The organism is Streptomyces sp. MAI_2237, assembly GCF_054189285.1.
The window spans coordinates 1,147,358-1,172,272 of the sequence record NZ_JAJPGQ010000005.1 but is presented as its reverse complement, the minus strand read 5'-3'; the positions used below and the strand labels follow the sequence as shown (position 1 = coordinate 1,172,272).

The window sequence follows — 24,915 nt, the reverse complement described above, 5'->3', positions numbered from 1 at the left end:
GACAGCCGTGCGACCAGGCACGACGTGCTCCATGTAGGCGACGCAAGTCTACCCCGGACGGGGTTGCAACGTTTTGAGCGAAGCCGGGGGAGCTAGGGCCTGTCGTTTGGATCAGCTCGGCGTCGCGGGGTCTGGCACGCACATCTGCGGCGTTGTCGTCACTCGCCGATGCTCCGCATCGACCCCCTACTCCGCCTTGCAGCTGCACGCACCAGACCCCGCTCGGGTCGGCCATGACGCACCGTCCCCCGCAGCCGAGCTGATCCAAACGGCAGGCCCTAGCCGGCCGTGGCGGCCCGCTCCAGCCGTACGATCACGCTCTTCGACGTCGGGGTGTTGCTGATGTCGGCGACGCTGTCGAGCGGCACCAGGACGTTGGTCTCCGGGTAGTAGGCGGCGGCCGACCCCGGGGGAGTGGGGTAGGCGACGACGCGGAAGGCGTCGGCACGGCGCTGGGTGCCGTCGGTCCAGACGCCGACCAGGTCGACCAGGTCGCCGTCCGCCAGGCCGAGACCGGCGAGGTCGGCGGCGTTGACGAGGACGACGCGCCGTCCGCCCTTGATGCCGCGGTAGCGGTCGTCCAGGGTGTAGGGGACGGTGTTCCACTGGTCGTGCGCGCGCAGGGTCTGCAGGACCAGATGGCCCTCGGGGGCCCGGAGCACGGTGAAGTCGTTGACGGTGAGGACGGCCCTGCCGCTGGGCGTGCGGAAGACACGGGAGTTGACGGGGTTGGGCAGGCGGAAGCCGCCGGGGCGCCGCACGCGCTCGTTGAAGTTCTCGAAGCCGTCGACGACGCGCGCGATGCGGTCGCGGACGAGGTCGTAGTCGGCCTCGAACTCCTCCCAGGGGATGGCCGGTTCGGCGCCGAGGACCTTGCGGGCGAGGCGGGTGATGAGGGAGACCTCGCTGAGCAGGTGCGGGGAGGCGGGGGCGAGGCGGCCGCGGGTGGCGTGGACCTCGCTCATGGAGTCCTCGACGGTCATGAACTGCTCCCCGCCCGCCTGCACGTCGCGGTCGCTGCGGCCGAGCGTCGGCAGGATCAGCGCGGTGCGCCCGCACACCGTGTGGGAGCGGTTGAGCTTGGTCGAGATGTGCGCCGTCAGGCGGCAGGTGCGCAGGGCGCGCTCGGTGACGTCGCTGTCGGGCGTGGCCCGCACGAAGTTGCCCGCGACCCCGACGAAGACCTTGGCGCATCCGTCGCGCATGGCCCGGATGGAGTCGACGGAGTCCAGGCCGTGCGCGCTCGGCGGCGTGAACGCGAACTCCCGTCCCAGCCGGTCCAGGAACGGCTGCGGCATCCGCTCCCAGATGCCCATCGTGCGGTCGCCCTGTACGTTGCTGTGCCCGCGCACCGGGCACACGCCCGCACCCGGGCGGCCGATGTTGCCGCGCAGCAGAAGGAAGTTGACGATCTCCCGGATGGTGGGCACGCCGTGCTTGTGCTGGGTCAGGCCCATCGCCCAGCAGACGACGACACCGCGGCTGGCCAGCACGCGTTCGTGGACCTCCTCGATCTCGTCGCGGGTGAGCCCGGTGGCGTCGAGGACCGCGTCCCAGGACGTCTGCCGGATGTGCTCGGCGAAGGCGTCGTAGCCCGTGGTGTGTGTCTCGATGAACTCGCGGTCCAGGACGGTGCCGGGTTCTTTGTCCTCCGCCTCCAGCAGCAGCAGGTTCAGCGCCTGGAACAGGGCGAGGTCTCCGCCGGGCCTGATCTGCAGGAACTGGTCGGCGATCGTCGTGCCGCGGCCGAGCACGCCGCGCGCCTTCTGCGGGTGCTTGAAGCGCAGCAGCCCCGCCTCGGGCAGCGGGTTGACGGCCACGACCCGGCCGCCGCGGCGCTTGGTCTCCTCCAGCGCGGAGAGCATCCGGGGATGGTTGGTGCCGGGGTTCTGGCCGACGACGAACACGAGGTCGGCGTCGTAGAGGTCGTCGAGGCTCACGCTGCCCTTGCCGATGCCCAGCGTCTCGCCGAGGGCCGAGCCGCTGGACTCGTGGCACAGGTTGGAGCAGTCCGGCAGGTTGTTGGTGCCGAAGGCGCGCGCGAACAGCTGGAGCAGGAAGGCGGGTTCGTTGGCCAGCCGCCCGGAGGTGTAGAACAGCGCCTCGTCGGGGTGGTCCAGGGCCCGCAGTTCACCGGCGAGGAGGTCCAACGCCTCGTCCCAGTCGATGGGTTCGTAGTGGGTGGCGCCCTCGCGCAGCACCATCGGCTCGGTCAGCCGGCCCTGCTGGTTGAGCCAGTGGTCGGACCTGCGGCTCAGCTCGTCGACCGAGTGCTCGCGGAAGAAGTCCGCGGTCACCCGTCGCGTGGTGGCCTCGTCGCTGATGTGCTTGGCGCCGTTCTCGCAGTACTCGTTGCGGTGCCGCCGGCCCGGGGCGGGCTCGGGCCAGGCGCAGCCCGGGCAGTCGAAGCCCTTCGCCTGGTTGATGTTGAGCAGCGTCAGGGCGGTGCGGGCGGGGGAGGTCTGGCCCAGGGCGTACTTCAGGGCGTGGGCGACCGCGGGCGCGCCGGTGGCCCAGGTCTTGGGAGCCGTGACGGACAGGTCGTCCGCGTCCGGTTCGTCGAAGTCCCGCATCGGGCCGCACGCCCCTTTCCGTCGATGTGCCTCCCCACTGTTCGGGCGTGCGTCGGGCCGGGTCAAAGCGGAAGTTCCGATCGTCTGACAGGCCGCGCCGATCACGGCTGCGTGTGCGGCCCACCGGTGCCGGTGGCCCGGATGCGGGGGATCATGGGAGGGTGCTGCTGCGCCAACTCGAGTACCTGGTCGCCCTCGCCCGTGCCCGCCACTTCGCGAAGGCGGCGCAGGCCTGCTTCGTCTCCCAGCCGACCCTGTCCGAGGGCATCCGGAAGCTGGAGGACGAGCTCAACATCCCTCTGGTCCGGCGGGGGCGCCGGTTCGACGGCTTCACGCCGGAGGGCGAGCGGGTCGTGGTGTGGGCGCGGCGCATCCTCGCCGACCGGGACGCGATGCAGGACGAGATCCAGGCGCTGCGGGCCGGTCTGACCGGGCGGCTGCGCATCGGGACCGTTCCGACGGCGGCCACGGCGGTCGCGCTGCTGACCCAGCCGTTCTGCGCGGCCAATCCGCTGGCCACCGTGCAGGTCTTCGCCGACCTGCAGTCCGTGGACATCGTCAGCAGGCTGGGCACGTACGAGCTCGACGCCGCCGTCACGTACCACAGCACCGTCGTCGAGCACGGCTTCAGGTTCGTCCCGCTGTACCGGGAGCGCTACGTCCTGCTCATCCGGCGCTCCGCCCCCGACACGGGCCCGGCGGAGATCTCCTGGCAGGACGCGGCCCAGTACCCGCTGTGTCTGCTGCACCCCGGAATGCAGGGACGCCAAGTGCTGGAGGCGGCGTTCGAGGCGGCCGGCGTCTCCGTGACGCCACGCGTGGAGACCGACTCGATCGCCTCCCTCTTCGCCCAGGTCAGAGCGGGTCAGTGGGCGAGCATCGTGCCGCATGCCTGGCTGCACGTCTTCGGCGTGCCCGCGGGCATGGACGCCGTACCCCTGGTCCGCCCGGTCCGCACGGAACGCATCGGCCTGGTCCTGCCGGCCCGCGAACCGGTCTCCGTGATGGGCCAGGCCCTGATCGACGTCGCGGAGCGAGCGGGCATCGCCACCGTGCTGGAAGAACTCCCCGGCTGAGCCCGCGGCGGGAGGAGCCCCCGGCACGACCGATGAGTCGGGTCCCACCGCGCCGTCTGCACTTCGACGGCGTTCCGCCTCCGCGTCCGCGGAAGCGACGGGACGGTTCGGCGGGAGGACGAGGAGCATGGGGACCATGGCCGAGGAAAGCGTGAGCGCGACCCTGACGTTCGACGCGTCCGCCGCGAAGGTGTTCGCGGTGCTGGCGGACCCGACGACGCATGCCGCGATCGACGGCACCGGCTGGGTCCAGGAGGCCGCGGACCGGGCGCGGCTGGCCGAGGTGGGGCAGATCTTCCGGATGGAGATGTACCACGCCGACCATCCGGACGGTGACTACCGGGTGGTCAACAGGGTCGAGGTGTTCGACCCGCCGCGCGCCATCGGCTGGGTGACCGGTCAGGAGAAGGACGACGGCCAGCTGGAGTTCGGCGGCTGGCTCTGGCGTTACGACCTCGCGCCGCTTACACCGTCCGCGACCCGGGTGACGCTCACCTACGACTGGTCGAAGGTGCCTCGGTACATCCGCGACCGAGGCATCCGGTTTCCGCCGTTCGGCCCGGAGCACCTGCCCGACTCCCTGCGCCACCTGGCCGGCCTCGTCGGCGCCGGGTGAGGCCGGTGTCGGCGACGGGTGCCGGCGCCCGACCGGTGGTCCGGCGCCGGCATTCGCTCGGTCAGGCCGGAACGGCGGTCACGGTTCGGCCCAGGTGGCGGGCGAAGAACCGGACCGCGCTGTCGGCCTCGAACCGGGGCAGCTCCTTGTGTCGGCCCGCGTTGACGTGCAGCGACTTCTCCTTGGAGGCGAAGGCGTCGAACAGGGCGAGAGCGGCCTCCCGGGGGATGTGCTCGTCGTCCCACTGCATGTCGAACTCGACCGGGATCGTGATGCGCCGCGCCGCCTCGGCCAGCGCGTCGGGCCAGTGCAGGCCGAAGACGGCGGCGGTGATCCTCGGCTCGGCCGCCGTCAGCGGTACCCCGATCGCGGTGGCCATGTTCAGGCCGTAGTAGCCCACGGGCCCTTCGGACCCGATCTCGGGGAGTTCCTGGAGGGCGTCGAGGGTCGCCCGCCACTCCGGTACGGCGCGCTCGGCGAGGTGGGCGTTGTAGCGGACGACGATCGGGCCGACGGGCCGGCCCGTCGCCATCGCCTCCTGCATGACGGCGATCTCCCGCTCGTCGTGCGCCGTACGCGGCCGGTCGCCGTGACCGGGCGCGTCGATGCAGGCGACGTGGAAACCGGCGCCGGCCACGAGCCGGTGCGCCCGGCCCGTCATGGCGGGCCACCTCTTGTGCGTGCCGCCGCCGTGGCCCATCAGAACGAGGGGCGCGCTGTCGGCGCCGGACGCGGGCGACCAGAGGACACCGGGGACGTCGCCCACGGTGAAGTCGCGTTCGAGGACGCCCTCGGACGTCTTCTCTGCGGTGAAGAAGGAAGAGTTCATGGCGTGTGCCTTTCGGGAGTGCCTGATGATCGCGGCGCTCCCGGCGACGGCTACGTCAGTCGCCCGACCGTGACGGGAGGGGGAGCACCCACACGAATACAGCGTTCACGGGTCTCACCTCCTCGCTCGGTCTCACGGCTGTCGCACGCTACCAAGCGCACGCCGTCGCCCCAACTCCTTTTCCGGTGGGCCTCATCGGAAGGCCGCCGCGTTGCGGGCGACCCATGCGGCGAAGGGCCTCGCGGGGCGGTGCAGCACATGCTGCACGTCGGTGCTGACCGTCTGCTCGGCGGGCAGCGGCCGGCCGAGGATGTCCAGGGTGCCGTCGACGACCTCCTCGGGCATGAACTGGGCCAGGTGAGCGCGCGCCTGTTCGCGGGACAGTTCCACGAAGGCGACGTCCTCGCCCAGTTCCTCGGCGATCACCTCGGCCTGCCGGCGCGGACCGATCGCCTCCGGACCGGTCAGTTCGTACGTCCGTCCCGCGTGCCCGTCCTCCCGCAGCGCTGCCGCCGCGACGTCCGCGATGTCGGCCGGGTCGACGACGGGCAGAGCCACCTCGCCGAACGGCGCGAGCACCGTGCGCCGGGCCCTCACCGACTCGGCCCAGGCGAAGGCGTTGGAGGCGAAGCCGGCCGGGCGCAGGACGGTGAAGTCCACTCCCGAGGCGCGTACGGCCTCCTCGAACTCGCGCAGACGCGCGTGCGAAGGCGCCTGCGGGCGGGTGGAGTTGATCTGCGAGGACAGCAGGACGACCCGTTTGACACCTGCGGCCGTGACCTCGTCCAGCAGGGCCCGCGGGCTCTGTCCGCGGCTGTTGAGCTCGCTGCCCAGTACCACGAAGAGGGCGTCGGCGCCGTCGAGCGCCGGCCGCAGGCTCGCGGCGTCCGCCAGGTCGGCCCGGGCGTGCCGCGCGCCGGCCGGGAGGTCCTCCAGGTGGGCCCGCCGCGAGACGGCCACCACTTCCTCGCCCGCCGAGGCCAGCAACGGCACCAGCGTCCGCCCCACATTGCCGGTCGCACCCGTCACCACGATCATCGTCTTCCCCTACATGAGTTAGTTAGTTGACTGACTGAGAACGACCCTAGCAGCAGAATGCGGCGGCTGCCTATAGTTGGTTGGGTGACTGACTCACTTGCGCCCCGGGTGGCGCGCGCGGCCGACAAGAGGCGTCGCCTGAAGGCGGCGGCGGCGCAGGTGCTGCACGAGCGGGGCGTCGAGCGGACCACGCTGGCCGACATCGCGCGCGAGGCGGACGTGCCGGTGGGAAACGTGTACTACTACTTCAAGACCAAGGACGAGCTGGTCCAGGCCGCGCTGTCCGAGCACAGCTCCCGGCTGGACGAACTCACCGCGGCCCTGGAGCAGTCGGCCGACCCGCTCGACCGCCTCAAGGGGCTGATCGCGGCCTGGATCGACGGGCGTGACACCGCCGCCCGCCGCGGGTGCCCCACCGGAACGCTGGCCGTCGAGCTCGACAAGCGCGAGGAGGGCACCCTCGACGCCGAGGCGGCCGCGGTCGTACGGCAGCTGCTCGACTGGGCCTCGCAGCAGTTCCGCGCCGCCGGGGTTCCCGACCCGGACGGCCACGCCCTCACCCTTGTCTCCGCCTACCAGGGGATGTCGCTGCTGGCCAACGCCCTGCGCGACCCCGAGGTCATGACACGGGAGGGCGCCCGCCTCCTCGGCTGGATCGACTCTCTGAAGGCCGACAGGCCGACTCCTTGACCCCCGCGCACCACTGCGGTGATGCTGTGTTGCGACACGTGAGATGCGTGCCGTAATGAGCAACATCGGGACCAGGTCTCGTACCAGCCGAGGAGTGGCCATGACTCATCAGGTCCGTGCTGTCGTCGCGCGCGCGAAGGGCGCCCCCGTCAGCCTGGAGACGATCCTCGTGCCCGATCCCGGTCCCGGTGAGGCGCTGGTCAAGATCGAGGCCTGCGGGGTGTGCCACACCGACCTCCACTACCGCGAGGGCGGGATCAACGACGACTTCCCGTTCCTGCTCGGGCACGAGGCGGCGGGCATCGTGGAGTCGGTGGGGGAGGGCGTCTCCGACGTGGCGCCCGGTGACTTCGTGATCCTCAACTGGCGTGCGGTGTGCGGGCAGTGCCGGGCGTGTCTGAGGGGCCGTCCCTGGTACTGCTTCAACACTCACAACGCGAAGCAGAAGATGACGCTGACCGACGGCACCGAGTTGTCCCCGGCGCTCGGCATCGGCGCGTTCGCGGAGAAGACCCTGGTCGCGGCCGGGCAGTGCACCAAGGTCGACCCGGCGGCGTCGGCGGCGGCCGCGGGCCTGCTGGGTTGTGGCGTGATGGCGGGCATCGGCGCGGCGATCAACACCGGCAACGTGGGCCGCGGTGACACCGTCGCCGTCATCGGCTGCGGCGGGGTCGGGGACGCGGCGGTCGTCGGTTCCCGGCTGGCCGGCGCGGCGAAGATCATCGCGGTGGACATCGACGACCGGAAGCTGGAGACCGCGAAGAGGCTGGGCGCCACTCATACGGTGAACTCCAAGGAGAACGACGCCGTCGAGGCGATCCGCGAGCTGACCGGCGGCTTCGGCGCGGACGTGGTGATCGAGGCGGTCGGCCGCCCGGAGACGTACAAGCAGGCCTTCTACGCCCGTGACCTGGCCGGCACGGTCGTGCTGGTCGGCGTGCCCACCCCGGAGATGAAGCTGGAGCTGCCGCTGCTGGACGTCTTCGGCCGGGGCGGGTCGCTGAAATCGTCCTGGTACGGCGACTGCCTGCCCTCCCGCGACTTCCCCATGCTCATCGACCTCTACCAGCAGGGGCGGCTCGACCTGGACGCCTTCGTCACCGAGACGATCGCCCTGGACGAGGTGGAGAAGGCGTTCGAGCGGATGCACGGCGGTGACGTGCTGCGCTCGGTGGTGGTGCTGTGATGGCCGCCCGCATCGAACACCTCGTCACCTCGGGCACGTTCTCCCTGGACGGCGGCACCTGGGACGTCGACAACAACGTGTGGATCGTGGGCGACGACCATGAGGTCGTCGTCATCGACGCCGCGCACGACGCCGACGCCATCGCCGCGGCGGTCGGCGAACGCCGGGTGCGCGCGATCGTGTGCACGCACGCCCACAACGACCACATCGACGCCGCGCCGGAACTCGCCGCCCGCACCGGCGCACCCGTCCTCCTCCACCCGGACGACCTGCCCCTGTGGAAGCAGACCCACCCCGACCGCTCGCCCGACGCCGAACTGGCCGACGGGCAGGTGCTCGCGGTCGCGGGCGTCGAGCTGACCGTGCTGCACACCCCCGGCCACGCCCCCGGTGCGGTCTGTCTCCATGTACCGGCCCTGGCGGCGCTCTTCAGCGGCGACACCCTCTTCGCCGGCGGCCCCGGCGCCACGGGGCGGTCGTACTCCCATTTCCCGACCATCGTGGAGTCCATCCGGGACCGGCTGCTGACGCTGCCCGGCGACACGGTCGTCCACACCGGACACGGGGAGACGACCACCGTCGGCGCCGAGGCGCCCCACCTTCAGGAGTGGATCGACCGCGGCTTCTGACCGCCGTCCCCTCCGCCTCGCCCACGCCCGCCGTCCCGTCCGGCCCTCCGCCGGACGGGACGGCGGGCTGCCGCTTTTTATGTCTCGTATCGCGCAAAGTGTTGCAGATGAAGCAACCCAGCGTTACGGGTCGTCGCGGCGTCGGAACTCCTTGACAAGCATTCTGGGCGACCTCAGACTGATGTTGCGCTTACCGCAATCCGTTTCGCTATACGCACCGAGGTGTCATGATGATTCCCGCGTGCCGTCTCGCGGATCTCCCGCGAGGCGAGGCCTTCCGGCTCGACATCGACCCGCCCGTCTCGGTGTTCCACACCGACGACGGCGAGGTCTTCGCCATCGACGACACCTGCACCCACCAGGACGCCTCGCTCGCCGACGGCTGGCTGGAGGGCTGCGAGGTCGAATGCCCGCTGCACGCCTCGAAGTTCGACCTGCGCACCGGTGCCGTCGACGCGCCCCCGGCCAAGTTGCCGGTCCGCACGCACGAGGTCGTCGTCGAGGGCGGCATGATCTATGTGCGGGTGTCGACCGACGCCCCCAACCTTCCGCCGTGCATCGCCTCCCGGCTCGCCGGAGGTCCCGCGTGAGGACCGTCGCCGTGGTGGGCGCGTCGCTGGCGGGTCTGTCGGCGGCGCGCTCACTGCGCCGGCAGGGCTACGACGGACGGCTCGTCGTCATCGGCGACGAGACCCACCGCCCGTACGACAGGCCGCCGCTGTCCAAGGAGTTCCTGGCCGGCACCCTCGGCGAGGCGGACCTGGGGCTGGAGGCCGAGGGTGAGGACCTGGGCGCCGAGTGGCTGCTCGGCACCCGCGCCACCGCGCTCGACCGCGCGTCCCAGGCCCTGCGGCTGGCCGACGGGCGGGAGGTGCGCGCCGACGGCGTCGTCATCGCCACCGGCGCCACCGCCCGCACCCTGCCGGGCTCCGCGGGCCTGGCCGGCGTGCACACCCTGCGTACCCTCGACGACGCCCGCGCCCTGCGGGCCGAACTGGCCCGCGGCGGACGCCTGGTGGTGATCGGCGGCGGGTTCGTCGGCGCCGAGGTGGCCTCCACCGCGTACACCCTCGGCTTGGACGTCACGGTCGTCGAGGCGGCCCCGACCCCCCTCGCCGGGCCTCTCGGCGAGGCCATGGGCGCCGTCGTCTCGGGCCTCCACGCCGACCACGGCGTACGGCTGCTGTGCGGCGTGGGCGTCAAGGGCCTGAGCGGTGAAAAGCGCGTCGACGCCGTGCTGTTGGAGGACGGCCGCAGCGTGCCGGCCGACATCGTCGTCGTCGGCGTGGGCGCCCGCCCGTGCGTCGAGTGGCTGGAAGGCTCGGGCGTCGCGCTCGACAACGGCGTGAAGTGCGGCGCCGACGGGCGTACCAGCCTCGCCGGCGTGGTGGCGGTCGGCGACTGCGCCAACTGGTACGACCCGCGCGCGGGCGCCCACCGCCGCGTCGAGCACTGGACCGGCGCGCGAGAACGCCCCGACGCCGCCGTGACCGCGCTGCTGGCGGGCGGCGCCGTGGAACCGGGCGTGCCCAGGCCGCCGTACTTCTGGTCCGACCAGTACGGCGTGAAGATCCAGTTCGCCGGTCACGCGGCCGGCGCCGACAGTGTGACCGTCGAGGCGGGCGCCGTGGACGACCGCGACGTCCTCGCCGTGTACCGGCGCGCCGGAGAACCGGTCGCCGTGCTCGGGATGAACCAGCCCCGGCTGTTCATGCGGTGGCGCAAGCAGCTCGCCGCCACATCTTGACACCGTCGCCGCGGCATCACATGCTGCGGTCCCAACGGTTGCGTACAGCACGCGCAGTTGCGTAATGGACAACAGAAGCGCGTACCGCCCCAACGCCGTCCGGAGTCGCTCTTCCCGGCGCGTGAATGACCCCTCCACGACGTTCCCCGAGGAGTGCACCGTGACCTCGACCAGCCTGCCGGACAGCCTGATCGCCACCCTGCCCGGCTCCTCCTACACGGACCCGGCGGTCTTCGCCCAGGAGCAGGAGCGCATATTCGAGACGATGTGGTTCTGCGTGGCGCGCGCCTCGGAACTGGCCGCGCCCGGCGCCTTCCGCACCGTCGACGTGGGCCGCGAGTCCATCCTTCTCACCCGTGCCCGCGACCGCTCGATCCGCGCCTACTTCAACGTCTGCCGGCACCGCGGCGCGAAGCTGTGCACCGAGGAGTCCGGCGAGGTCAAGCGCGCCTTCCAATGCCCCTACCACGCCTGGACCTACGGCCTGGACGGCAAGCTCGTCGCCGCCCCCAACCTCACCAAGATGCCCGACGTCGGCCGGACCGAGTACGGCCTCGCGAGCGTCGCCGTGCGCGAATGGCTCGGCTATGTCTGGGTCTGCCTCGCGGAGAACCCGCCGTCCTTCGAGGAGGACGTCATCGGGGCGGTCGTCGAGCGGCTGGGCGACGTCGAGTCGATCGAGCACTACGACATCGACAACCTCTCCGTCGGCAGGCGCATCACCTACGACGTGAAGGCCAACTGGAAGCTCATCATCGAGAACTTCATGGAGTGCTACCACTGCGCCACCATCCACCCCGAACTCACCGAGGTGCTACCGGAGTTCGCGGACGGCTACGCAGCGCAGTACTACGTCGGCCACGGCGCCGAGTTCGGCGAGGAGGTCCGGGGCTTCACCGTCGACGGCGGCGAGGGCCTCGACCGCATCCCGGGCGTCGGCGACGAGCAGGACCGCCGCTACTACGCGATCACCGTCAAGCCGCAGGTGTTCATCAACCTCGTCCCCGACCACGTGATCTTCCACCGCATGTACCCGGTGTCGGTCGACCGCACGATCGTCGAGTGCGACTGGCTCTATCTCCCGCACGTCGTCGACAGCGGCAAGGACGTCACCAGGTCCGTGGAGCTCTTCCACCGCGTCAACCAGCAGGACTTCGACGCGTGCGAGCGCACGCAGCCCGGAATGAGCTCACGGATGTACGCCAAGGGCGGCGTGCTGGTGCCCAGCGAGCACCACATCGGCGCCTTCCACGACTGGGTGAACGAGCGGCTCAGTGGAGGGCTTCCTCAGCCCAGGTAGCCCATGCGGTGGCTGATCTCCTCCGCGCCCTTGATCAGCACCGGGGCCAGCTCGCGCATGCGCTCCTCGGTGAAGCGGTACGAGGGCCCGGAGGCGGTGACCGCCGCGATGACCTCGCCGTCCCGGTCGAGGACCGGGGCGGCCATCGCGTGCAGGCCGATCTCCAACTCCTCCATGGTCCAGGCGTATCCGGCCTCCCGCGCCTCGGCGAGGTGCTTCTCCAGCTTCGCCTTGGAGGTGATGGTGTGCGGGGTGACCTTCTTCAGGCCCGCCTCCGCCAGCAGCGCGGCGCGCTCCTTGGCGGGCAGGTACGCCAGCAGGACCTTGCCGCTCGACGTGGCGTGCAACGGGGTGAGCTGGCCGACCCAGTTGTGCGCGGTGACCGCCCCCGGACCGCGCACCTGGTACAGGTTGATGGCGTAATGCTCCTGCAGCACCGCGATGTTGACGGTCTCACCGATCTCCTCGGCGAGACGCTCGCACACCGGGCGGCCCTGCTGGGTGATGTCGATGCGCCCGGTGACCGCGCCGGCCAGCCGCACGATGCCGAAGCCGAGCCGGTACTTCCCCCGCTCACCCGCCTGCTCCACCAGACCGCGCGCCTCCAGGGCGCCGAGCAGGCGGAACGCGGTCGACTTGTGAACATCGATCTCGGCGGCCACTTCACTGACGCCGGCCTCGCCGCGTTGGGCCAGTATCTCCAGGACGCTGATGGCACGGTCGACCGACTGCACTCCGCCGGCCTGCGAATTTGACGTTTCGGTGTCTGTGCTGTGGTTGCTCACAGCGAAACTATACGCGTAGTACGGCACAAAGAGTTACCTGTCGGTACCTTCGGCGCCGACGCGTTCGCTTGTCCGGTGAGGGGCGCGTCCTCAGTCCCGGACGCGCAGCAGCAGCTTGCCCGTGGAGGTGCGCCCGCCCATCAGCCGGTGCGCCTCGGCCGCCTCCGTCAGCGGGAACTCCGCGGTGACCGGGAGGGTGACCGTGCCGTCGGTCGCCGTGCGGAAGGCGCGCTCGGCGAGGGAGCGCAGCGCCTCGGGGGCGGACTGCGTCAGCCCCAGGATGGAGAAGCCGGCCACGGAACGGCCGTAGGGGTACAGCTCGGGCTGTCCGACCTGCCACGGCTCGGCCCCGCTCGCGTTGCCGAAGGACACCAGGCGTCCGAAGACGGCGAGCGCGTCCAGTCCCCGGCGCAGGGTGTCGCCGCCCACCGGGTCGAGCAGCAGGTCGACCCCCCGGCCCCCGGTGGCGCGGCGGACGTCCTCGGCGAAGGTGTCGGCGAGGAACACCTCGTCGTAGCCGTGCTCGAGGGCGTGGCCGGCCTTGTCCGCCGAGGAGACGACGCCGTAGACGGTGCCGGCGCCGGCCGCCCGCGCGAGCTGTCCGACCGCCGTGCCCACGCCACCGGCCGCGCCGTGCGCCAGCACGCTCTCCCCGGCGCGCAGCCGCCCCACCTCGTGGAGCAGGGCGTGCGCCGTGGGCAGGACGGTGGGCAGTGTCGCCGCGGTGCGAAGGTCCAGGTCCTCGGGGAGCGGGAAGACGGTGGCGGCCTCGGCGAGCACGACCTCCGCGTACGCGCCGCTGTCGACGAGGGCGACGACCTCCTGACCGGCACGCAGTCCCTCGACGTCCGCGCCCACGGCCCGGACCCGTCCGGAGACCTCCAGGCCCGGGCGGAAGGGCAGCGACCGCACGCGGTAACCCTCCGTGCGGGCCTTGAGGTCCGCGAAGTTCACGCCGACGTACGCGGCGTCGATGGTCACCTGCCCGGCCCGCGGCTCGGGGACGTCTGCCTCGACGACCCTCAGTACCTCGGGGCCGCCGTACTCCTGGAACTCCACCGCGCGCATGGGCCGTACCGCCTCTCGGGAAAGTGTTCAAAGTGTTCAATGGAAAGCGAACACTGGGACTGTAAGATACGGATCGAACACTCGGCAAGCGGCGGCGCGCGCCTCGGGGCGAACCCGCACGGCGCGCAGGACAGGGCAGAGGGGCATGGCGAAGCAGGCGGTCGGCGGCGGTCATCGGGCGGCACCGGTGCACACGGATCCCGCGGACGTGTCCGTGCTGACCGCGCTGTCCGCGCTCGCCGACCCCGTGCGGCTGCAGCTCGTCCGCGAGCTCGCGGGCTCCGCGGAGTGGACGCGGAGCTGCGGCGGCTTCGATGTACCCGTGGGCAAGGCGGCACTCAGCCACCACTTCTCCGTCCTGCGCGGCGCCGGCCTGGTCGAACAGCGCGACGAAGGGCCGCGGCGGGTCAACCGGCTGCGCCGCGCGGAGTTCGACGCGCGCTTCCCCGGACTGCTCGACCTCGTGCTGCGCGCCGACACGGACTGATCCGCCCCCCGCCCCGGCTCCGCGTAGTACCCGGGTACCACGCCACGACCGCAGATCGACCCCCGGTACCACCGAAACGGACCGATCACTTCCTAGCGTGGGTGGTGCGGCGTCCGACGGCGCCGCGGACCGAGGGAGAGGCGCGGATGATCGAGGCACAGCAACTCACCAAACGGTACGGGGAGAAGACGGCCGTCGACGGGCTGGACTTCGTCGTGAAACCGGGCACCGTGACCGGCTTCCTGGGGCCCAACGGCGCCGGCAAGTCCACCACCATGCGCATGATCGTCGGGCTGGACGCCCCGACCGCCGGGTCCGTGACGGTCAACGGCCGCCCCTATGCCCGGCACCGGGCACCCCTGCAGGAGGTGGGGGCGCTGCTGGAGGCCAAGTCGATCCACCCGGGGCGCTCGGCCCACAACCACCTCAGGTCGCTGGCGCTGACCCACGGCATTCCCCGCCGCCGCGTCGACGAGGTCATCGACCTCGCCGGTCTGGGCAGCGTGGCGCGCAAGCGGGCCGGTGCCTTCTCCCTCGGTATGGGACAGCGGCTCGGCATCGCGGCCGCGCTGCTCGGCGACCCGCAGACGGTGATGCTGGACGAACCGGTCAACGGGCTCGACCCCGAAGGCGTGCTGTGGATCCGCAACCTGCTGACCACCCTCGCCGAGGAGGGCCGCACGGTCTTCGTCTCCTCGCACCTGATGAGCGAGATGGCACTCGTCGCCGACCACCTGATCATCGTCGGCCGGGGGCGGCTGCTGGCCGACACCACCGTGCGGGACCTGGTCCGCGAGGCGGGCGGCGACACCGTGACGGTCAAGACCCAGGACCCGGCGCGGCTGCGCGAGGCACTGGCCGGACCCGGCGTCGACATCACCGGACACGTCGGCTCCGAAGAGCTCCAGGTCACCGGGGTCACCGCCCGCGAGATCGGTCTGAAAGCGGCCGAGCACGGCATCGCCCTGTTCGAACTCAGCCCCCGCACGGTGTCGCTGGAACAGGCCTTCATGGACCTGACCAGGGACGCGGTGGAGTACCACGGCACCACGGCCACCGCAGAGACCTCTGGGAGGGCGGCATGAGCACGGTCACCGCGACCACGGACACCACCGGAACACCGCCCGCCACCACCTCGCGGCCCGCCTACCGGGTCACCACCGGGGGAGTGCTGCGCTCGGAGTGGGCCAAGCTGTGGTCCCTGCGCTCGACCTGGATCACGCTCGCGCTCGGCCTGCTCTTCCTGGTCGCGTTCGGGCTCATCGCGGCCACCCGCTACAAGTCGGGCTACGCCTCCGGCACCCTGAACAGGGACTTCGCCAGCTCCACCGGCCTGGAAGTGTCCCTGTTCGGCACGAACTTCGCCCAGCTGGCCCTGGGCGTCCTCGGTGTCCTGATCACCGCGGGCGAGTACTCCACCGGCATGATCCGTTCGACCCTGGCCGCCGTGCCACGCCGCCTGCCCGTGCTGTGGTCCAAGGCGGCCCTGTACGGCGTGGTCGTGCTCGTCGTCGGCACCGCCGGCGCGTTCGTCGCCTTCCAGATCGGCAGCGGCATCCTCTCCGGCACACCGGCCGCCATGAGCCTGTCGCACACCGGAGTCGTCCGCAGCCTGTTCGGCGCCGGGCTCTACCTCGGCCTGGTCGGAGTGATCGGCGCGGCCCTCGGCATGCTGCTGCGCTCGGTCGCCGGCGGGATCTCCGTACTGGTCGCCAGCCTGATGCTGATCCCCGGCCTGGTGACGCTGCTGCCCAGCTCCTGGCAGGACGACATCAGCCCCTACCTGCCCGGCAACGCGGGCCAGGCGATGTACGCCCTCAGCCACGACGCCACCACCCTCTCGCCCGGCGCCGGACTGGGCGTCTTCCTCGGCTGGACGGCCCTCGCCCTGGCCGGCGCGGCGTACCGGCTGGTGCGCACCGACGTCTGACCCCCTGCACCATGGACGGGTGACATCCGTGACCTTCGACGACGCCGGCGGACTGGGGCCGCTGGTCGCCCGCCTCGCACGGGCCGGCCAGCGGCTGCGGCAGGCCGACCGTGCCCGCCCCTGGGCGCTGGACACCGCGGTAGTGGTCCTGGTCTTCGCGCTGTTCTGCGTGCCGGACCTGCTGCGCGCCTCGGGCGCGGTCACCGGCGGCGACGGACCGCACCGGCTGCGCCTCGCCCTCACCGACCTGCCGTGGCCGGCCGTGCTGGCGCTGCAGGCCGGGCTGGTCCTGCCCCTGCTGTGGCGGCGGCGACGGCCGCTGGCGACGTTCGGTGTCATCACGGCCGTCTTCCTGCTCCAGTGGTCCCTGGACGCCGGGCTGCGCGCGGACATAGCCCTGTTCATCGCCCTGTACAGCCTGGCGCTGCACGGACGGCTGCGGCAGCTGCCGTGGGCGTGCGCAGTGGTCGCGGCCGCCATGACCGTGGTCGCGCTGCGCGTGGCCCACACGGTGTCCGTCTGGGACGCCCTGTTCTTCCTGCTGAGCACGGCGACCGCGGCGCTCGCGCTCGGCCTGACCGTGCGCATCCGCCGGGCCCAGCTCGCCGGTCTGCGCGAGCGCGCCGCCCGGCTGGAGATCGAGCGCGACCAGCGCGGCAGACTCGCGGTCGCCACCGAGCGGGCCCGCGTGGCCCGCGAGATGCACGACATCGTCGGCCACAACCTGTCCGTCATCATCACCCTCGCCGACGCCGGCCGATACGCCACCGACCTCGCCCCCGAACGCGGCGAGGAGGCCCTGCGGCTCATCGGCGACACCGGCCGGCAGGCGCTGGGCGAACTACGGCGCGTCCTCGGCGTGCTCCGCGAGAGCGCGGACGCGTCCCCCGCCGCGCCCGCGCTCAGCCCGCAACCCGGCCTTGCGGACATCGACGCCCTGTGCGCCGGCGTGCGCGCCGCGGGCCTGGAGGTCGTCTACCGGACCGCCGGAGACGTCGAAGCGCTGGACAGCGGCGTGCAGTTGACGGTGTACCGGATCGTGCAGGAAGCCCTCACCAACACCCTCAAGCACGCCGGTCCCGACACCCGGGTGCACTTGGCCGTCCTCGTGGAGGACACCTCCTTGACCATCCGGGTCCGCGACAGCGGCCCCGCCCTGCTGCCCGGACCGCCGGGCGAGGAAGGACACGGGCTGGTGGGCCTGCGCGAACGAGCGGCACTCTACGGCGGAACCGTCAGCGCCGGCCCGATGCCCGGCGGTGGCTGGAGCGTGCAGGCCACGCTCGACCTCACCCCCCAAGGGGGCGCCCGGTGACCACCGTGCTCATCGTCGACGACCAGCATTTGCAACGCTACGGCTTCCGCATCCTGCTGGAATCGGTTCCGGAGACCGAAGTGGTCGGGGAGGCCGCGCACGGCGCCGAGGCCGTCCGCAAGGCCGCCGAACTGCGCCCCGACGTGGTGCTGATGGACGTACGGATGCCCGGCATGGACGGCATCGAGGCCACCCGCCGCATCGTCGCCTCCGGCGACCGCTCCCGCATTCTGGTCCTGACCACGTTCGACCTCGACGAGTACGTCCACGCCGCCCTGCGCGCCGGAGCCAGCGGCTTCCTCCTGAAGGACGCCCGCCCCGAGGAGCTCCTCGCCGGCATCCGCGCCGTGGCCGCGGGCGACGCCGTCATCGCCCCCGCCCTGACCCGGCGCATCCTCGACGAGTACGCCCGGTACCGGCCCGTCCGCCCGGGCGACCCCGCCGAGGACCCGCGCCTGGGCACGCTGACCGAACGGGAACGCGAGATCCTCGAAGCCGTCGGCAGGGGCTGGACCAACGGCGAGATCGCCGCGCACTTCGTGCTGTCGGAGTCCACCGTCAAGACGCACGTCGGCCGCGTCCTGGCGAAGATCGGCGCCCGCGACCGCGTCCAGGCCGTGATCTTCGCCTACGACATCGGGCTCGCCCGGCCCAGCGAGGGATGAGCGCGCAGCGTTCAGCGGCTCAGACCGCCACCACCGGCCGGTACGCCGGCTCCCCCATCGCCCGGCGGACCCGGTCCTCGACGGTGTCGCCCACCGGCTCGCGGGCGACGCCGTCCCCGGCCGCCGCCCGTGCCACGGCGACCGCCACCGTCCGGCGACCGCGCGGGCCGCGGCGGACGGCATCGATTCGGTGCCCCGCACGGCGCGGGCGACCACGGCGCCGAGACCGAGGCCGGGGAAGACCAGCGCGTTGTTGGCACGGGCCGCCGCGCAGGCCGGGTGCGAGCGTCGTACACGTGTAGACGATCGGTGGGTACCCGCGCGTGCATGGGATCTCTAGGCTCGCCGGTTCTGCTGTTGTTGTTCGTCGTGAGCGCGGCCGTCATCTGGTACGCGGGCATCAAACTGTCCGACACCACCGACGTCCTCGCCCAGCGTCTCCACCTGGGCAGCGCACTGGGCGGGCTGATCCTTCTCGCCGTGGCGACCAACCTGCCCGAGCTCGCCATCACCGTCTCCGCGGCCCTGGCGGGACAGCTGGACGTCGCCGTCGGCAACATCCTCGGCGGCATCGCCATCCAGACCATCGTCCTGGCCGTGCTCGACGCCGCGGGCGTCCGTCCGCGCGCCCCGCTGACCCGTGTCGCCGCCAGCCTCCAACTGGTGCTGGAGGGCGCCCTCGTCGTGGTGGTCCTGGCCGTGGTGGTCATGGGCACCCAGCTCTCCCCGGGGCTGCACGCCGCCCGGCTGGCTCCGGCCTCCGTGGCCATCGCCGTTCTGTGGGTGGTCGGCCTGGTGCTGCTGAACCGGGCCGGCCGCGGGCTGCCGTGGCGGGAGGGCGGCGACGCCCCGGACAGCCAGCCCGAACCGCGCGGCCACTCCCGGGGGAAGAAGGAGAAGGCCGCCACCGACCAGGGCGTGCGTTCCGGTCGCGCCGGGCTGATCTTCGGCACGGCGGCCCTCGCGACGCTCGTCGCCGGTGTGGTCATCGAACGCAGCGGCGAGGAGTTCTTCGCCCGCCAGGGGCTGAGCGGTGTGCTGTTCGGCGCGACCGTCCTGGCCGCCGCCACCTCCCTGCCCGAGGTCAGCACCGGCCTGACCTCCACCAAGCTCGGCGATCACCAACTCGCCGTCAGCGACATCTTCGGCGGCAACGCCTTCCTCCCCGTGCTGTTCCTGCCGGCCGCGATCATCTCCGGCAAGCCCGTCCTCCCCGCCGCGCACGACACGGACATCTACCTCACCGCCCTCGGCATCATCCTCACCATCACCTACATGGCGGGACTCGTCTTCCGCCCGCGCCGGCAGTACGCCCGGATGGGCATCGACAGCGTCACGGCCGTCGTCGTCTACGTCGTGGGCATCGCCGGCCTGGCCACCATCGCCACCTGAACAGGGCCGGCGCGCGGGAAGCTAAACCTGACAACGGACCTCCTCCCGGACGTCCTTGACGAACACGACGCCCGCCGCGTCCCGCAGGTGAGCCGGGTCGAGCGGTGCGTAGCCGAACCAGGGGGACTCGCGGGGCGCGGGGGGCGTGGCGCCGAGAACCGTGGCGAGCCGCCCGGCGTCGACGACACAGCGGTCCTCCGGAAGCGCGTACAGCAGGCCCTCGACGGTGTCCGGCGCGGGCGTGTCCACTCCCCGGTGACGGATCGTGCCCAGGGCCATGGCCAGGAAGGCGTACCGCGCGCCGAGCCGGACGCCCGCCAGGGCACCGGCGCTCCACCACTCCACCGGCCCCTCCCACATCCGCATCGAGCTCTTCGCCCGCTGCAGATGGGAGTTGTGGGCGTGCACCAGCACCGGGCCGCGTTCGGCGAGGGCCAGCAGGTTGCGGGCCATCATCAGATCGCGCAGCGCGCACAGCCGTGTCATGCGGGCCGGTGAGGGGTCGGCCATCGCGTGGTGATAGCGCAGCAGCCCGACGGCGGTACGGCCGTACAGGCGCGCCCGCTCCCAGTCCTCCCGCGAGTCCGCCCCGCTCGGGTCGGGCGGTTGTGTGCCGAGCAGGGCCACGAGGTCGTCGGCGAGCAACCGGAGCCGGCCCGCCTCGGCCGTGCGGCCCACGGACCGGGTCGGGTCGGTCATCGCGGCGGCGTCGGTCCACCGTTCGTCGGGCCCAAGCAGACGGTCGAGCGTCTCCGCGGCGCAGGGCAGCAGGTTCGCGTCGACCCGGTCCGCGAGGTGGGCGTGCAGCGCGGTGAGGGACTGCCGGGGACTCGTGGCCTCGGTGATCTCCAGGGGACCGTCGAAACCGGCGAAGCGCACCCACTCGGACGCGGGCCGTCGCTCGTTGTGGGCGCGCATCCAGCGCACCAGCTCGCGGTTGCCGGCCAGGGCGCCCCAGCCGTGGCTGAACCCGCGCTCCATGACGTCGTCGAGGGTGCCGGTGCCCGAGGTGACGTACTCGTCCACGACCAGGCCCCGCACGCAGTCGCTCTCGATCGCGACGGTCCCGTAGCCCTCCTGTTCGACGAGTTGCCGGAAGAGGTCGTTGCGCAGGTCGAGCAGGGCGCCCTCACCGTGGGTGGGCTCGCCCAGCCCCAGCAGTCGGGGCCGGTCAGGAAGCAGCCTCATGACGGAGGCGGCGTCGACGGTCGCGGTGATGTCTTCGATGTGAGCGGCCATTCCTTCAACGGTATCGTTGAACCTTCCGTGGAAACTTTTGAACGATATGGGCAGCAGCATGGCGCGAAACCCTCAAAACGCAGGACGGCTCAGGCCCGTCGACCTGGCCCGCGCCCACGGTCTGTCCACCCAGGCGGTCAGGAACTACGAGGAGGCCGGCATCCTCCCCCCGGCCGACCGCACCGCTCACGGCTACCGCACCTACACCCCGCTGCACGCGGCGGCTCTTCGGGCGTTTCTCGCGCTGCTGCCCGGGCACGGCCACCCGACGGCGGCGTCGATCATGCGGGCGGTGAACCGGGGCGCGACCGACGAAGCGCTCCGCCACATCGACGAGAGCCATGTACAGCTCCTCGACGACCGGCGGACGTTGCATGCCGTGGAAGAGGCCCTGCGCGACCTGGAACCCGCCCCGGCGTCCGAGCCCGGCGGCATCTTCGTCGGGCCGCTCGCGGACCGGCTCGGCATCCGGCCGGCGACCCTGCGCAAGTGGGAGCGCGCCGGGCTGGTGCGCCCGCACCGCCACCCGCGCACCGGTTACCGCGTCTACGACGACGCCGCAGTACGGGACGCCCGGCTGGTCCACCAGCTCAGGCGCGGGGGCCACCTGCTCCAGCAGATCGTCCCGCTCATCACCCAGGTGCGCGCGGCAGGCGGACTCGAACCCCTGGAGGACGCACTGGCCGACTGGCGCCGTCGGCTGTCCGGCCGGGCACGGGCGATGCTGAACGGGGCGGCCGAGCTGGAGGCGTACCTCCGCCTGACGCCGGCGGCCGACGCCGACACCGACGGCGCCCCGGCGCCCGGTTTCGCCGGGTGAGGGCGACCCCGGCCGGCCGGCAGTCTCTCGACCGCTGTCACGAGGCGGGACGCCACCCTCCTGCTTGCAGCGCCACCGCCTCGCGCAGGGCGCTGCGGCATGCCTGAACGGCGGGGTGCAGGCCGCCGCCGCGGCGTACCACGGTGACGACGCGGCGCGTGCTCCGGGCGCGGGGGAGCCGCCGCAGGGCGACGGTCGGGGGCTGCCCGCTCCACACCAGGTCGGGGAGGAACGCCGCGGCGAGCCGCCGCTCGACGAGGCGCCGGTGGAGCAGGAGGTCGGTGGTCTCGAACCGTACGTCCGGTTCGAAACCGGCGTCCCGGCACAACGACATGGCCCAGTGCCGGGCGGCCGTTCCCTCGGGTTCCATCACCCAGGGGTGACCGGCGAGGGCGCGCAGCGCGGCCTTGGGGCGGCTTCCCTCCTGGGTGCCGGCCGACTCCGGCACGGCGAGGCGCAGGGGGTCGACGAGCAGCGACTCCTGTTCGAGTTCCGCGGGCCGCGGGTGGGGGTCGCCCGGGTACTCCTCGGCGAGGACGAGGTCGAAGTCGCGGGCCTGCAGGGCCATCAGGGCCCTTTCCGGCTCCCGTTGCGTGACGTGGACGCGCAGCCGCGGATGCCGGTCCCGCAGCAGACAGAGCGCGGCCGGAACCAGGGCCAGGGCGGCCGTCTGGAACGAGGCGACGCGCAGCGTGCCGGTCAGGTCGGTCAGGGACGCGGCGATGTCCGCCTCCGCGCGCTCCAGCCGTTCGAGAACCGCTTCGGTGTGGGCGACCAGGATCTCGGCCTGCGCTGTCAGCCGCACCCGCCGTCCCACCGGTTCGAGCAGGGGGACCCCGACCTCGGCCTCCAGCTGCGAGAGCTGCTGGGAGACGGAGGACGGGGCGTAGGAGAGGGCGGCGGCGACGGCCGCCAGGGTGCCCCGGTGCTTGAGTTCGCGCAGCAGCCGCAGCCGGTGCAGATCGAACATGGGCCGCCCGTCCTTCCCGCCCTCGCGGACCTATGACTGATCGTTCGGGTCTTCCGACGTGTAGAGGTCGGAAACATTCGCTGGACCGATCGTACGGGCGCATTGGACCCTGGGCGGGTGGCCGACAACTCTCTCCCTTTCCACGCGCCCTCCTGGTGCGCGCGACCCGACGCCCGCGCCTGGCGGTGCGAACCCGCACCCGCCGACGTGCGGGCCTTCCACCGCTCGCTGCCCGACCACGCGCCCACGCCGCTGACCGAACTCCCCTCACTGACGGTGGAGTTCGGGGTCGGCCGGGTCTTCGTCAAGGACGAGTCGTGCCGGCTGGGGCTGCCCGCGTTCAAGGCCCTGGGCGCGTCCTGGGCGGTCCACCGGGCCCTCGCCGAGCGGGCCGCGCAGGGTGCGGAACCCGGACCGGTCACCCTGGTGGCGGCCACCGACGGCAATCACGGCCGCGCCGTGGCCCGCATGGCACACCGCCACGGCCACGCCGCCCACGTCTTCGTCCCCCAGGGCGTGCACCCGCGGGCTGTCGCGGCCATCGCCGCCGAAGGGGCACGGGTCACCGAGGTCGAAGGCCCATACGACGAGGCCGTGCGCCTGGCGGCGGAGGCGGCCACCGCCCCGGGCACCCTGCTGATCCAGGACACCGGACTGCCGGGCTACGAGCGGATCCCGCGCTGGATCGTCGAGGGCTACTCCACCCTATGCGCCGAGATCGACGAGCAACTGGCCGCCGCGGGGGTCACCGAAGGCCCCGACCTCGTCGCGGTACCCGTGGGTGTGGGCTCCCTGGCCCAGGCCGTGGTCACCCACTACCGCAGCAGCCCCCGCGGACATGCCCCGGCGCTGCTGTCGGTGGAGCCGGAGGCCGCGCCGTGCGTCCTGCGCAGCCTCACTCTGGGCAGGCTCGTCAGTGTGACCACGGGCGAGACCGTCATGGCCGGCCTGAACTGCGGCACCCCGTCCGGCCTCGCCTGGCCGCACCTGCTCGCCGGGCTGGACGCGGCGATCGCCGTCTCGGACGACGACTGTGCCCGGGCCGGCGCCGACCTCGCGGCCTCGGGTGTCTCCTCGGGCCCCTGCGGTGCCGCGGCCCTGGCCGGTCTGCGCGCGGCGGTCACCGGCACGGATGCCGTGGACCGCCGCACGGCCCTGGGGCTCGGGCCGGACTCGGTCGTCGTCCTGCTCAGCACCGAGGGCACGGCCGCCAATCCGGGCAGGCCGGCGGCGTGCTGACCCATCTCATGGCCGCGGCCGGCGTCCTCGGGCTGCTGACCGTCGTGCCCGGCCCGGACATGGCGGTGGTGACCCGGCGTGCGCTCGCGGCCGGTCCCGCCGACGGGCTGCGCACCGTCGGCGGGATCGCCACCGGGCTGCTGCTCTGGGGCGCACTGGCCGCGGCCGGCCACACGGCCGTGCTGGCCGCCTCGCCCGCGCTGTACCGGACCGTCGGGCTCCTCGGCGCCGGCTGCCTGGTGTTCCTGGGGGGTCAGGCGCTGGGGCAGCACCGCGCCACAGCGCCCGCCGTCCCCACGACACCCCACGCGCCGGCAACCCCTGGCGGACGGGCCTGGTCAGCAACATCCTCAACCCGAAGATCGCCGTGTGCTACACCGGCCTGCTGCCCTCACTCGCCCCACCGGGCCTGCCCACCGCCTGGGGCATGACCCTCCTGGTCGTCCTCCACACCGCCCTCACCCTCGTCTGGCTCGGCGGCTGTGTGCTCCTGCTGGCGAAGGCGGGCCCGGTCCTCGACGGACCGCGGGCCGGCCGTGCGCTCGGCCGCGTCACGGGCGTCGTGCTGATCGGCCTGGGCCTGCTGGTCTCCTCGCACGCGGAGAGCGGGTCAGCCGACCTCGGCCCGTGAGGCGGCGCCGGGGCGGTCGGCAGGGAGGTCCAGGCCGCGGGCGGTGACGGGACGGGCGCTGCCGTCGGCCAGCCGGTAGGTCAGGCCCACCACGGCGGTGCGGCCGCGCGTGACCTGGTCGGCCAGTTCCCGCGAGCGGTCCAGGACGAAGTCGACGGTGTGCCGCACGTGCGTGGCGATGAACTCCTCGTCCTCGCTCGCACCGTCGGCGTGAGCGGCCAGCACACTGGGCGTCACCCGCTCTATCACGTCGCGCAGGTACCCGGGCGCCGCCCTGCCGTCCGTCACGGCGGCCCGGGTCGCGGCGACCGCTCCGCAGGCGTCGTGGCCGAGGACCACGACCAGCGGGCAGTCCAGCACGCTCACCCCGTACTCGATGCTGCCGAGCACCTCGGGACCCGCGGCGTGTCCGGCGGTGCGGACGACGAACAGGTCGCCCAGGCCCTGGTCGAAGATGATCTCGGCGGCCAGCCGGGAGTCGGAGCAGCCGAGGAGTACCGCGAACGGGCGCTGGACGGAAGTCAGGTCGGCGCGGCGGGCGGCGTCCTGGTTGGGGTGCAGGGGCGTGCCGGCGGCGAAGCGGTGGTTGCCTGCCAGGAGCAGGTCGTACGCCTCACGCGGGCCGGAAGGAAAGGCATCGCTCATGGTGTCGCAGGTTACGGCGGAACCGGGTCCGGCGTCGCGCCGGGG

General features: G+C 72.5%; 26 protein-coding genes. 18 read left to right on the top strand and 8 right to left on the bottom strand.

Going from position 1 to position 24,915, the window contains the following annotated elements:
- Positions 1-278: 278 nt before the first annotated feature.
- Positions 279-2,573, bottom strand: coding sequence for an FdhF/YdeP family oxidoreductase (locus tag LN251_RS33700; protein WP_458247935.1), 2,295 nt, complete (start codon positions 2,571-2,573; stop codon positions 279-281).
- Between the two features lie 161 nt (positions 2,574-2,734).
- Here LN251_RS33700 and LN251_RS33695 point away from each other — a divergent pair, with 161 nt between their 5' ends.
- A complete protein-coding gene (locus LN251_RS33695; RefSeq protein ID WP_458247934.1) occupies positions 2,735-3,649 on the top strand; it encodes a LysR family transcriptional regulator in 915 nt (304 codons plus the stop codon).
- A 136-nt stretch (positions 3,650-3,785) separates the two neighbouring features.
- Positions 3,786-4,265 (top strand): polyketide cyclase, encoded by a 480-nt coding sequence (locus tag LN251_RS33690; RefSeq protein WP_458247933.1) that lies wholly within the window; start codon positions 3,786-3,788, stop codon positions 4,263-4,265.
- Positions 4,266-4,326: 61 nt separating this feature from the next.
- Here the strand turns inward: LN251_RS33690 and LN251_RS33685 are convergent, their stop codons facing one another.
- Together LN251_RS33685 and LN251_RS33680 are read right to left on the bottom strand one after the other, a co-directional pair.
- A complete protein-coding gene (locus LN251_RS33685) occupies positions 4,327-5,094 on the bottom strand; it encodes an alpha/beta hydrolase (RefSeq protein WP_458247932.1) in 768 nt (255 codons plus the stop codon).
- A gap of 192 nt (positions 5,095-5,286) precedes the next feature.
- Positions 5,287-6,132, bottom strand: coding sequence for an SDR family oxidoreductase (locus LN251_RS33680; protein WP_458247931.1), 846 nt, complete (start codon positions 6,130-6,132; stop codon positions 5,287-5,289).
- Positions 6,133-6,216: 84 nt separating this feature from the next.
- On the opposite strand from LN251_RS33680, the gene LN251_RS33675 reads away from it, so the two are divergent.
- The 6 genes from LN251_RS33675 to LN251_RS33650 all read left to right on the top strand — a co-directional run bounded on the left by LN251_RS33675 (position 6,217) and on the right by LN251_RS33650 (position 11,684).
- Positions 6,217-6,822: a TetR/AcrR family transcriptional regulator gene (locus LN251_RS33675; protein ID WP_458247930.1), complete on the top strand. Its 606-nt coding sequence runs from the start codon at positions 6,217-6,219 to the stop codon at positions 6,820-6,822.
- A 100-nt stretch (positions 6,823-6,922) separates the two neighbouring features.
- Positions 6,923-8,008 (top strand): S-(hydroxymethyl)mycothiol dehydrogenase, encoded by a 1,086-nt coding sequence (locus tag LN251_RS33670; protein WP_458247929.1) that lies wholly within the window; start codon positions 6,923-6,925, stop codon positions 8,006-8,008.
- Positions 8,008-8,637, top strand: a complete 630-nt coding sequence (locus tag LN251_RS33665; RefSeq protein ID WP_458247928.1) for an MBL fold metallo-hydrolase — start codon at positions 8,008-8,010, stop codon at positions 8,635-8,637. Before LN251_RS33670 ends, LN251_RS33665 begins: the two co-directional genes overlap by 1 nt.
- 227 nt (positions 8,638-8,864) lie before the next feature.
- Positions 8,865-9,227, top strand: a complete 363-nt coding sequence (locus LN251_RS33660; protein ID WP_458247927.1) for a bifunctional 3-phenylpropionate/cinnamic acid dioxygenase ferredoxin subunit — start codon at positions 8,865-8,867, stop codon at positions 9,225-9,227.
- Positions 9,224-10,384: an NAD(P)/FAD-dependent oxidoreductase gene (locus tag LN251_RS33655; protein ID WP_458247926.1), complete on the top strand. Its 1,161-nt coding sequence runs from the start codon at positions 9,224-9,226 to the stop codon at positions 10,382-10,384. Before LN251_RS33660 ends, LN251_RS33655 begins: the two co-directional genes overlap by 4 nt.
- A gap of 160 nt (positions 10,385-10,544) precedes the next feature.
- Positions 10,545-11,684 carry an aromatic ring-hydroxylating oxygenase subunit alpha gene (locus tag LN251_RS33650; protein ID WP_058926938.1) on the top strand — a complete coding sequence of 380 codons (1,140 nt, stop codon included), beginning with the start codon at positions 10,545-10,547 and terminating at the stop codon, positions 11,682-11,684.
- On the opposite strand, the gene LN251_RS33645 is transcribed toward LN251_RS33650, so the two are convergent.
- Together LN251_RS33645 and LN251_RS33640 are read right to left on the bottom strand one after the other, a co-directional pair.
- Complete coding sequence (locus tag LN251_RS33645; RefSeq protein WP_383667606.1) at positions 11,672-12,418, bottom strand: IclR family transcriptional regulator; 747 nt, start codon at positions 12,416-12,418, stop codon at positions 11,672-11,674. The two genes, LN251_RS33650 and LN251_RS33645, sit on opposite strands and share 13 nt — an antisense overlap.
- Positions 12,419-12,559: 141 nt before the next feature.
- Complete coding sequence (locus LN251_RS33640; protein ID WP_458247925.1) at positions 12,560-13,537, bottom strand: quinone oxidoreductase family protein; 978 nt, start codon at positions 13,535-13,537, stop codon at positions 12,560-12,562.
- A 145-nt stretch (positions 13,538-13,682) separates the two neighbouring features.
- On the opposite strand from LN251_RS33640, the gene LN251_RS33635 reads away from it, so the two are divergent.
- The 6 genes from LN251_RS33635 to LN251_RS33610 all read left to right on the top strand — a co-directional run bounded on the left by LN251_RS33635 (position 13,683) and on the right by LN251_RS33610 (position 19,326).
- A complete protein-coding gene (locus LN251_RS33635) occupies positions 13,683-14,024 on the top strand; it encodes an ArsR/SmtB family transcription factor (protein ID WP_458247924.1) in 342 nt (113 codons plus the stop codon).
- Positions 14,025-14,170: 146 nt separating this feature from the next.
- Positions 14,171-15,109, top strand: coding sequence for an ATP-binding cassette domain-containing protein (locus LN251_RS33630; RefSeq protein WP_458247923.1), 939 nt, complete (start codon positions 14,171-14,173; stop codon positions 15,107-15,109).
- Positions 15,106-15,954 (top strand): ABC transporter permease, encoded by an 849-nt coding sequence (locus LN251_RS33625; protein WP_458247922.1) that lies wholly within the window; start codon positions 15,106-15,108, stop codon positions 15,952-15,954. The genes LN251_RS33630 and LN251_RS33625 overlap by 4 nt, the downstream gene beginning before the upstream one ends.
- Positions 15,955-15,973: 19 nt before the next feature.
- The gene (locus tag LN251_RS33620; protein WP_458247921.1) at positions 15,974-17,269 is read left to right on the top strand and encodes a sensor histidine kinase; all 1,296 of its coding nucleotides are present in this window, start codon (positions 15,974-15,976) and stop codon (positions 17,267-17,269) included.
- Complete coding sequence (locus tag LN251_RS33615) at positions 17,266-17,934, top strand: response regulator (protein ID WP_458247920.1); 669 nt, start codon at positions 17,266-17,268, stop codon at positions 17,932-17,934. The genes LN251_RS33620 and LN251_RS33615 overlap by 4 nt, the downstream gene beginning before the upstream one ends.
- Positions 17,935-18,261: 327 nt before the next feature.
- Positions 18,262-19,326, top strand: a complete 1,065-nt coding sequence (locus LN251_RS33610; RefSeq protein WP_458247919.1) for a sodium:calcium antiporter — start codon at positions 18,262-18,264, stop codon at positions 19,324-19,326.
- Positions 19,327-19,347: 21 nt separating this feature from the next.
- Here the strand turns inward: LN251_RS33610 and LN251_RS33605 are convergent, their stop codons facing one another.
- Positions 19,348-20,565, bottom strand: coding sequence for an erythromycin esterase family protein (locus LN251_RS33605; RefSeq protein WP_458247918.1), 1,218 nt, complete (start codon positions 20,563-20,565; stop codon positions 19,348-19,350).
- Between the two features lie 58 nt (positions 20,566-20,623).
- Between LN251_RS33605 and LN251_RS33600 the strand changes: the two genes are divergently transcribed.
- On the top strand, positions 20,624-21,385 hold the full coding sequence (locus LN251_RS33600; protein ID WP_458247917.1) for a TioE family transcriptional regulator: 762 nt from the start codon (positions 20,624-20,626) through the stop codon (positions 21,383-21,385).
- A gap of 37 nt (positions 21,386-21,422) precedes the next feature.
- Here LN251_RS33600 and LN251_RS33595 read toward each other — a convergent pair whose 3' ends face one another.
- Complete coding sequence (locus LN251_RS33595) at positions 21,423-22,355, bottom strand: LysR family transcriptional regulator (protein ID WP_458247916.1); 933 nt, start codon at positions 22,353-22,355, stop codon at positions 21,423-21,425.
- Between the two features lie 117 nt (positions 22,356-22,472).
- Between LN251_RS33595 and LN251_RS33590 the strand changes: the two genes are divergently transcribed.
- From LN251_RS33590 to LN251_RS33580, 3 genes are read left to right on the top strand one after another with little or no spacing between them, the layout of a single operon-like run.
- Entirely contained in the window at positions 22,473-23,594 is a 1,122-nt protein-coding gene (locus LN251_RS33590) for a diaminopropionate ammonia-lyase (protein ID WP_458247915.1), read from the top strand.
- Positions 23,588-24,025 carry a LysE family translocator gene (locus LN251_RS33585; RefSeq protein WP_458247914.1) on the top strand — a complete coding sequence of 146 codons (438 nt, stop codon included), beginning with the start codon at positions 23,588-23,590 and terminating at the stop codon, positions 24,023-24,025. Before LN251_RS33590 ends, LN251_RS33585 begins: the two co-directional genes overlap by 7 nt.
- Positions 23,929-24,225 (top strand): LysE family translocator, encoded by a 297-nt coding sequence (locus LN251_RS33580; protein WP_458248225.1) that lies wholly within the window; start codon positions 23,929-23,931, stop codon positions 24,223-24,225. Before LN251_RS33585 ends, LN251_RS33580 begins: the two co-directional genes overlap by 97 nt.
- Here the strand turns inward: LN251_RS33580 and LN251_RS33575 are convergent.
- The gene (locus LN251_RS33575) at positions 24,205-24,870 is read right to left on the bottom strand and encodes a carbonic anhydrase (protein WP_458247913.1); all 666 of its coding nucleotides are present in this window, start codon (positions 24,868-24,870) and stop codon (positions 24,205-24,207) included. The two genes, LN251_RS33580 and LN251_RS33575, sit on opposite strands and share 21 nt — an antisense overlap.
- Positions 24,871-24,915: the final 45 nt, after the last annotated feature.

What these genes read in the sequence shown, in the direction of transcription:
- LN251_RS33665 (WP_458247928.1), top strand. Translation starts at nt 8,008, where the DNA reads ATGGCCGCCCGCATCGAACACCTCGTCACCTCGGGCACGTTCTCCCTG.
- LN251_RS33605 (WP_458247918.1), bottom strand. Translation starts at nt 20,565, where the DNA reads ATGGCCGCTCACATCGAAGACATCACCGCGACCGTCGACGCCGCCTCC.
- LN251_RS33595 (WP_458247916.1), bottom strand. Translation starts at nt 22,355, where the DNA reads ATGTTCGATCTGCACCGGCTGCGGCTGCTGCGCGAACTCAAGCACCGG.
- LN251_RS33700 (WP_458247935.1), bottom strand. Translation starts at nt 2,573, where the DNA reads ATGCGGGACTTCGACGAACCGGACGCGGACGACCTGTCCGTCACGGCT.
- LN251_RS33610 (WP_458247919.1), top strand. Translation starts at nt 18,262, where the DNA reads ATGGGATCTCTAGGCTCGCCGGTTCTGCTGTTGTTGTTCGTCGTGAGC.
- LN251_RS33640 (WP_458247925.1), bottom strand. Translation starts at nt 13,537, where the DNA reads ATGCGCGCGGTGGAGTTCCAGGAGTACGGCGGCCCCGAGGTACTGAGG.
- LN251_RS33600 (WP_458247917.1), top strand. Translation starts at nt 20,624, where the DNA reads ATGGCGCGAAACCCTCAAAACGCAGGACGGCTCAGGCCCGTCGACCTG.
- LN251_RS33670 (WP_458247929.1), top strand. Translation starts at nt 6,923, where the DNA reads ATGACTCATCAGGTCCGTGCTGTCGTCGCGCGCGCGAAGGGCGCCCCC.
- LN251_RS33680 (WP_458247931.1), bottom strand. Translation starts at nt 6,132, where the DNA reads ATGATCGTGGTGACGGGTGCGACCGGCAATGTGGGGCGGACGCTGGTG.
- LN251_RS33635 (WP_458247924.1), top strand. Translation starts at nt 13,683, where the DNA reads ATGGCGAAGCAGGCGGTCGGCGGCGGTCATCGGGCGGCACCGGTGCAC.
- LN251_RS33630 (WP_458247923.1), top strand. Translation starts at nt 14,171, where the DNA reads ATGATCGAGGCACAGCAACTCACCAAACGGTACGGGGAGAAGACGGCC.
- LN251_RS33575 (WP_458247913.1), bottom strand. Translation starts at nt 24,870, where the DNA reads ATGAGCGATGCCTTTCCTTCCGGCCCGCGTGAGGCGTACGACCTGCTC.
- LN251_RS33625 (WP_458247922.1), top strand. Translation starts at nt 15,106, where the DNA reads ATGAGCACGGTCACCGCGACCACGGACACCACCGGAACACCGCCCGCC.
- LN251_RS33685 (WP_458247932.1), bottom strand. Translation starts at nt 5,094, where the DNA reads ATGAACTCTTCCTTCTTCACCGCAGAGAAGACGTCCGAGGGCGTCCTC.
- LN251_RS33690 (WP_458247933.1), top strand. Translation starts at nt 3,786, where the DNA reads ATGGCCGAGGAAAGCGTGAGCGCGACCCTGACGTTCGACGCGTCCGCC.
- LN251_RS33660 (WP_458247927.1), top strand. Translation starts at nt 8,865, where the DNA reads ATGATGATTCCCGCGTGCCGTCTCGCGGATCTCCCGCGAGGCGAGGCC.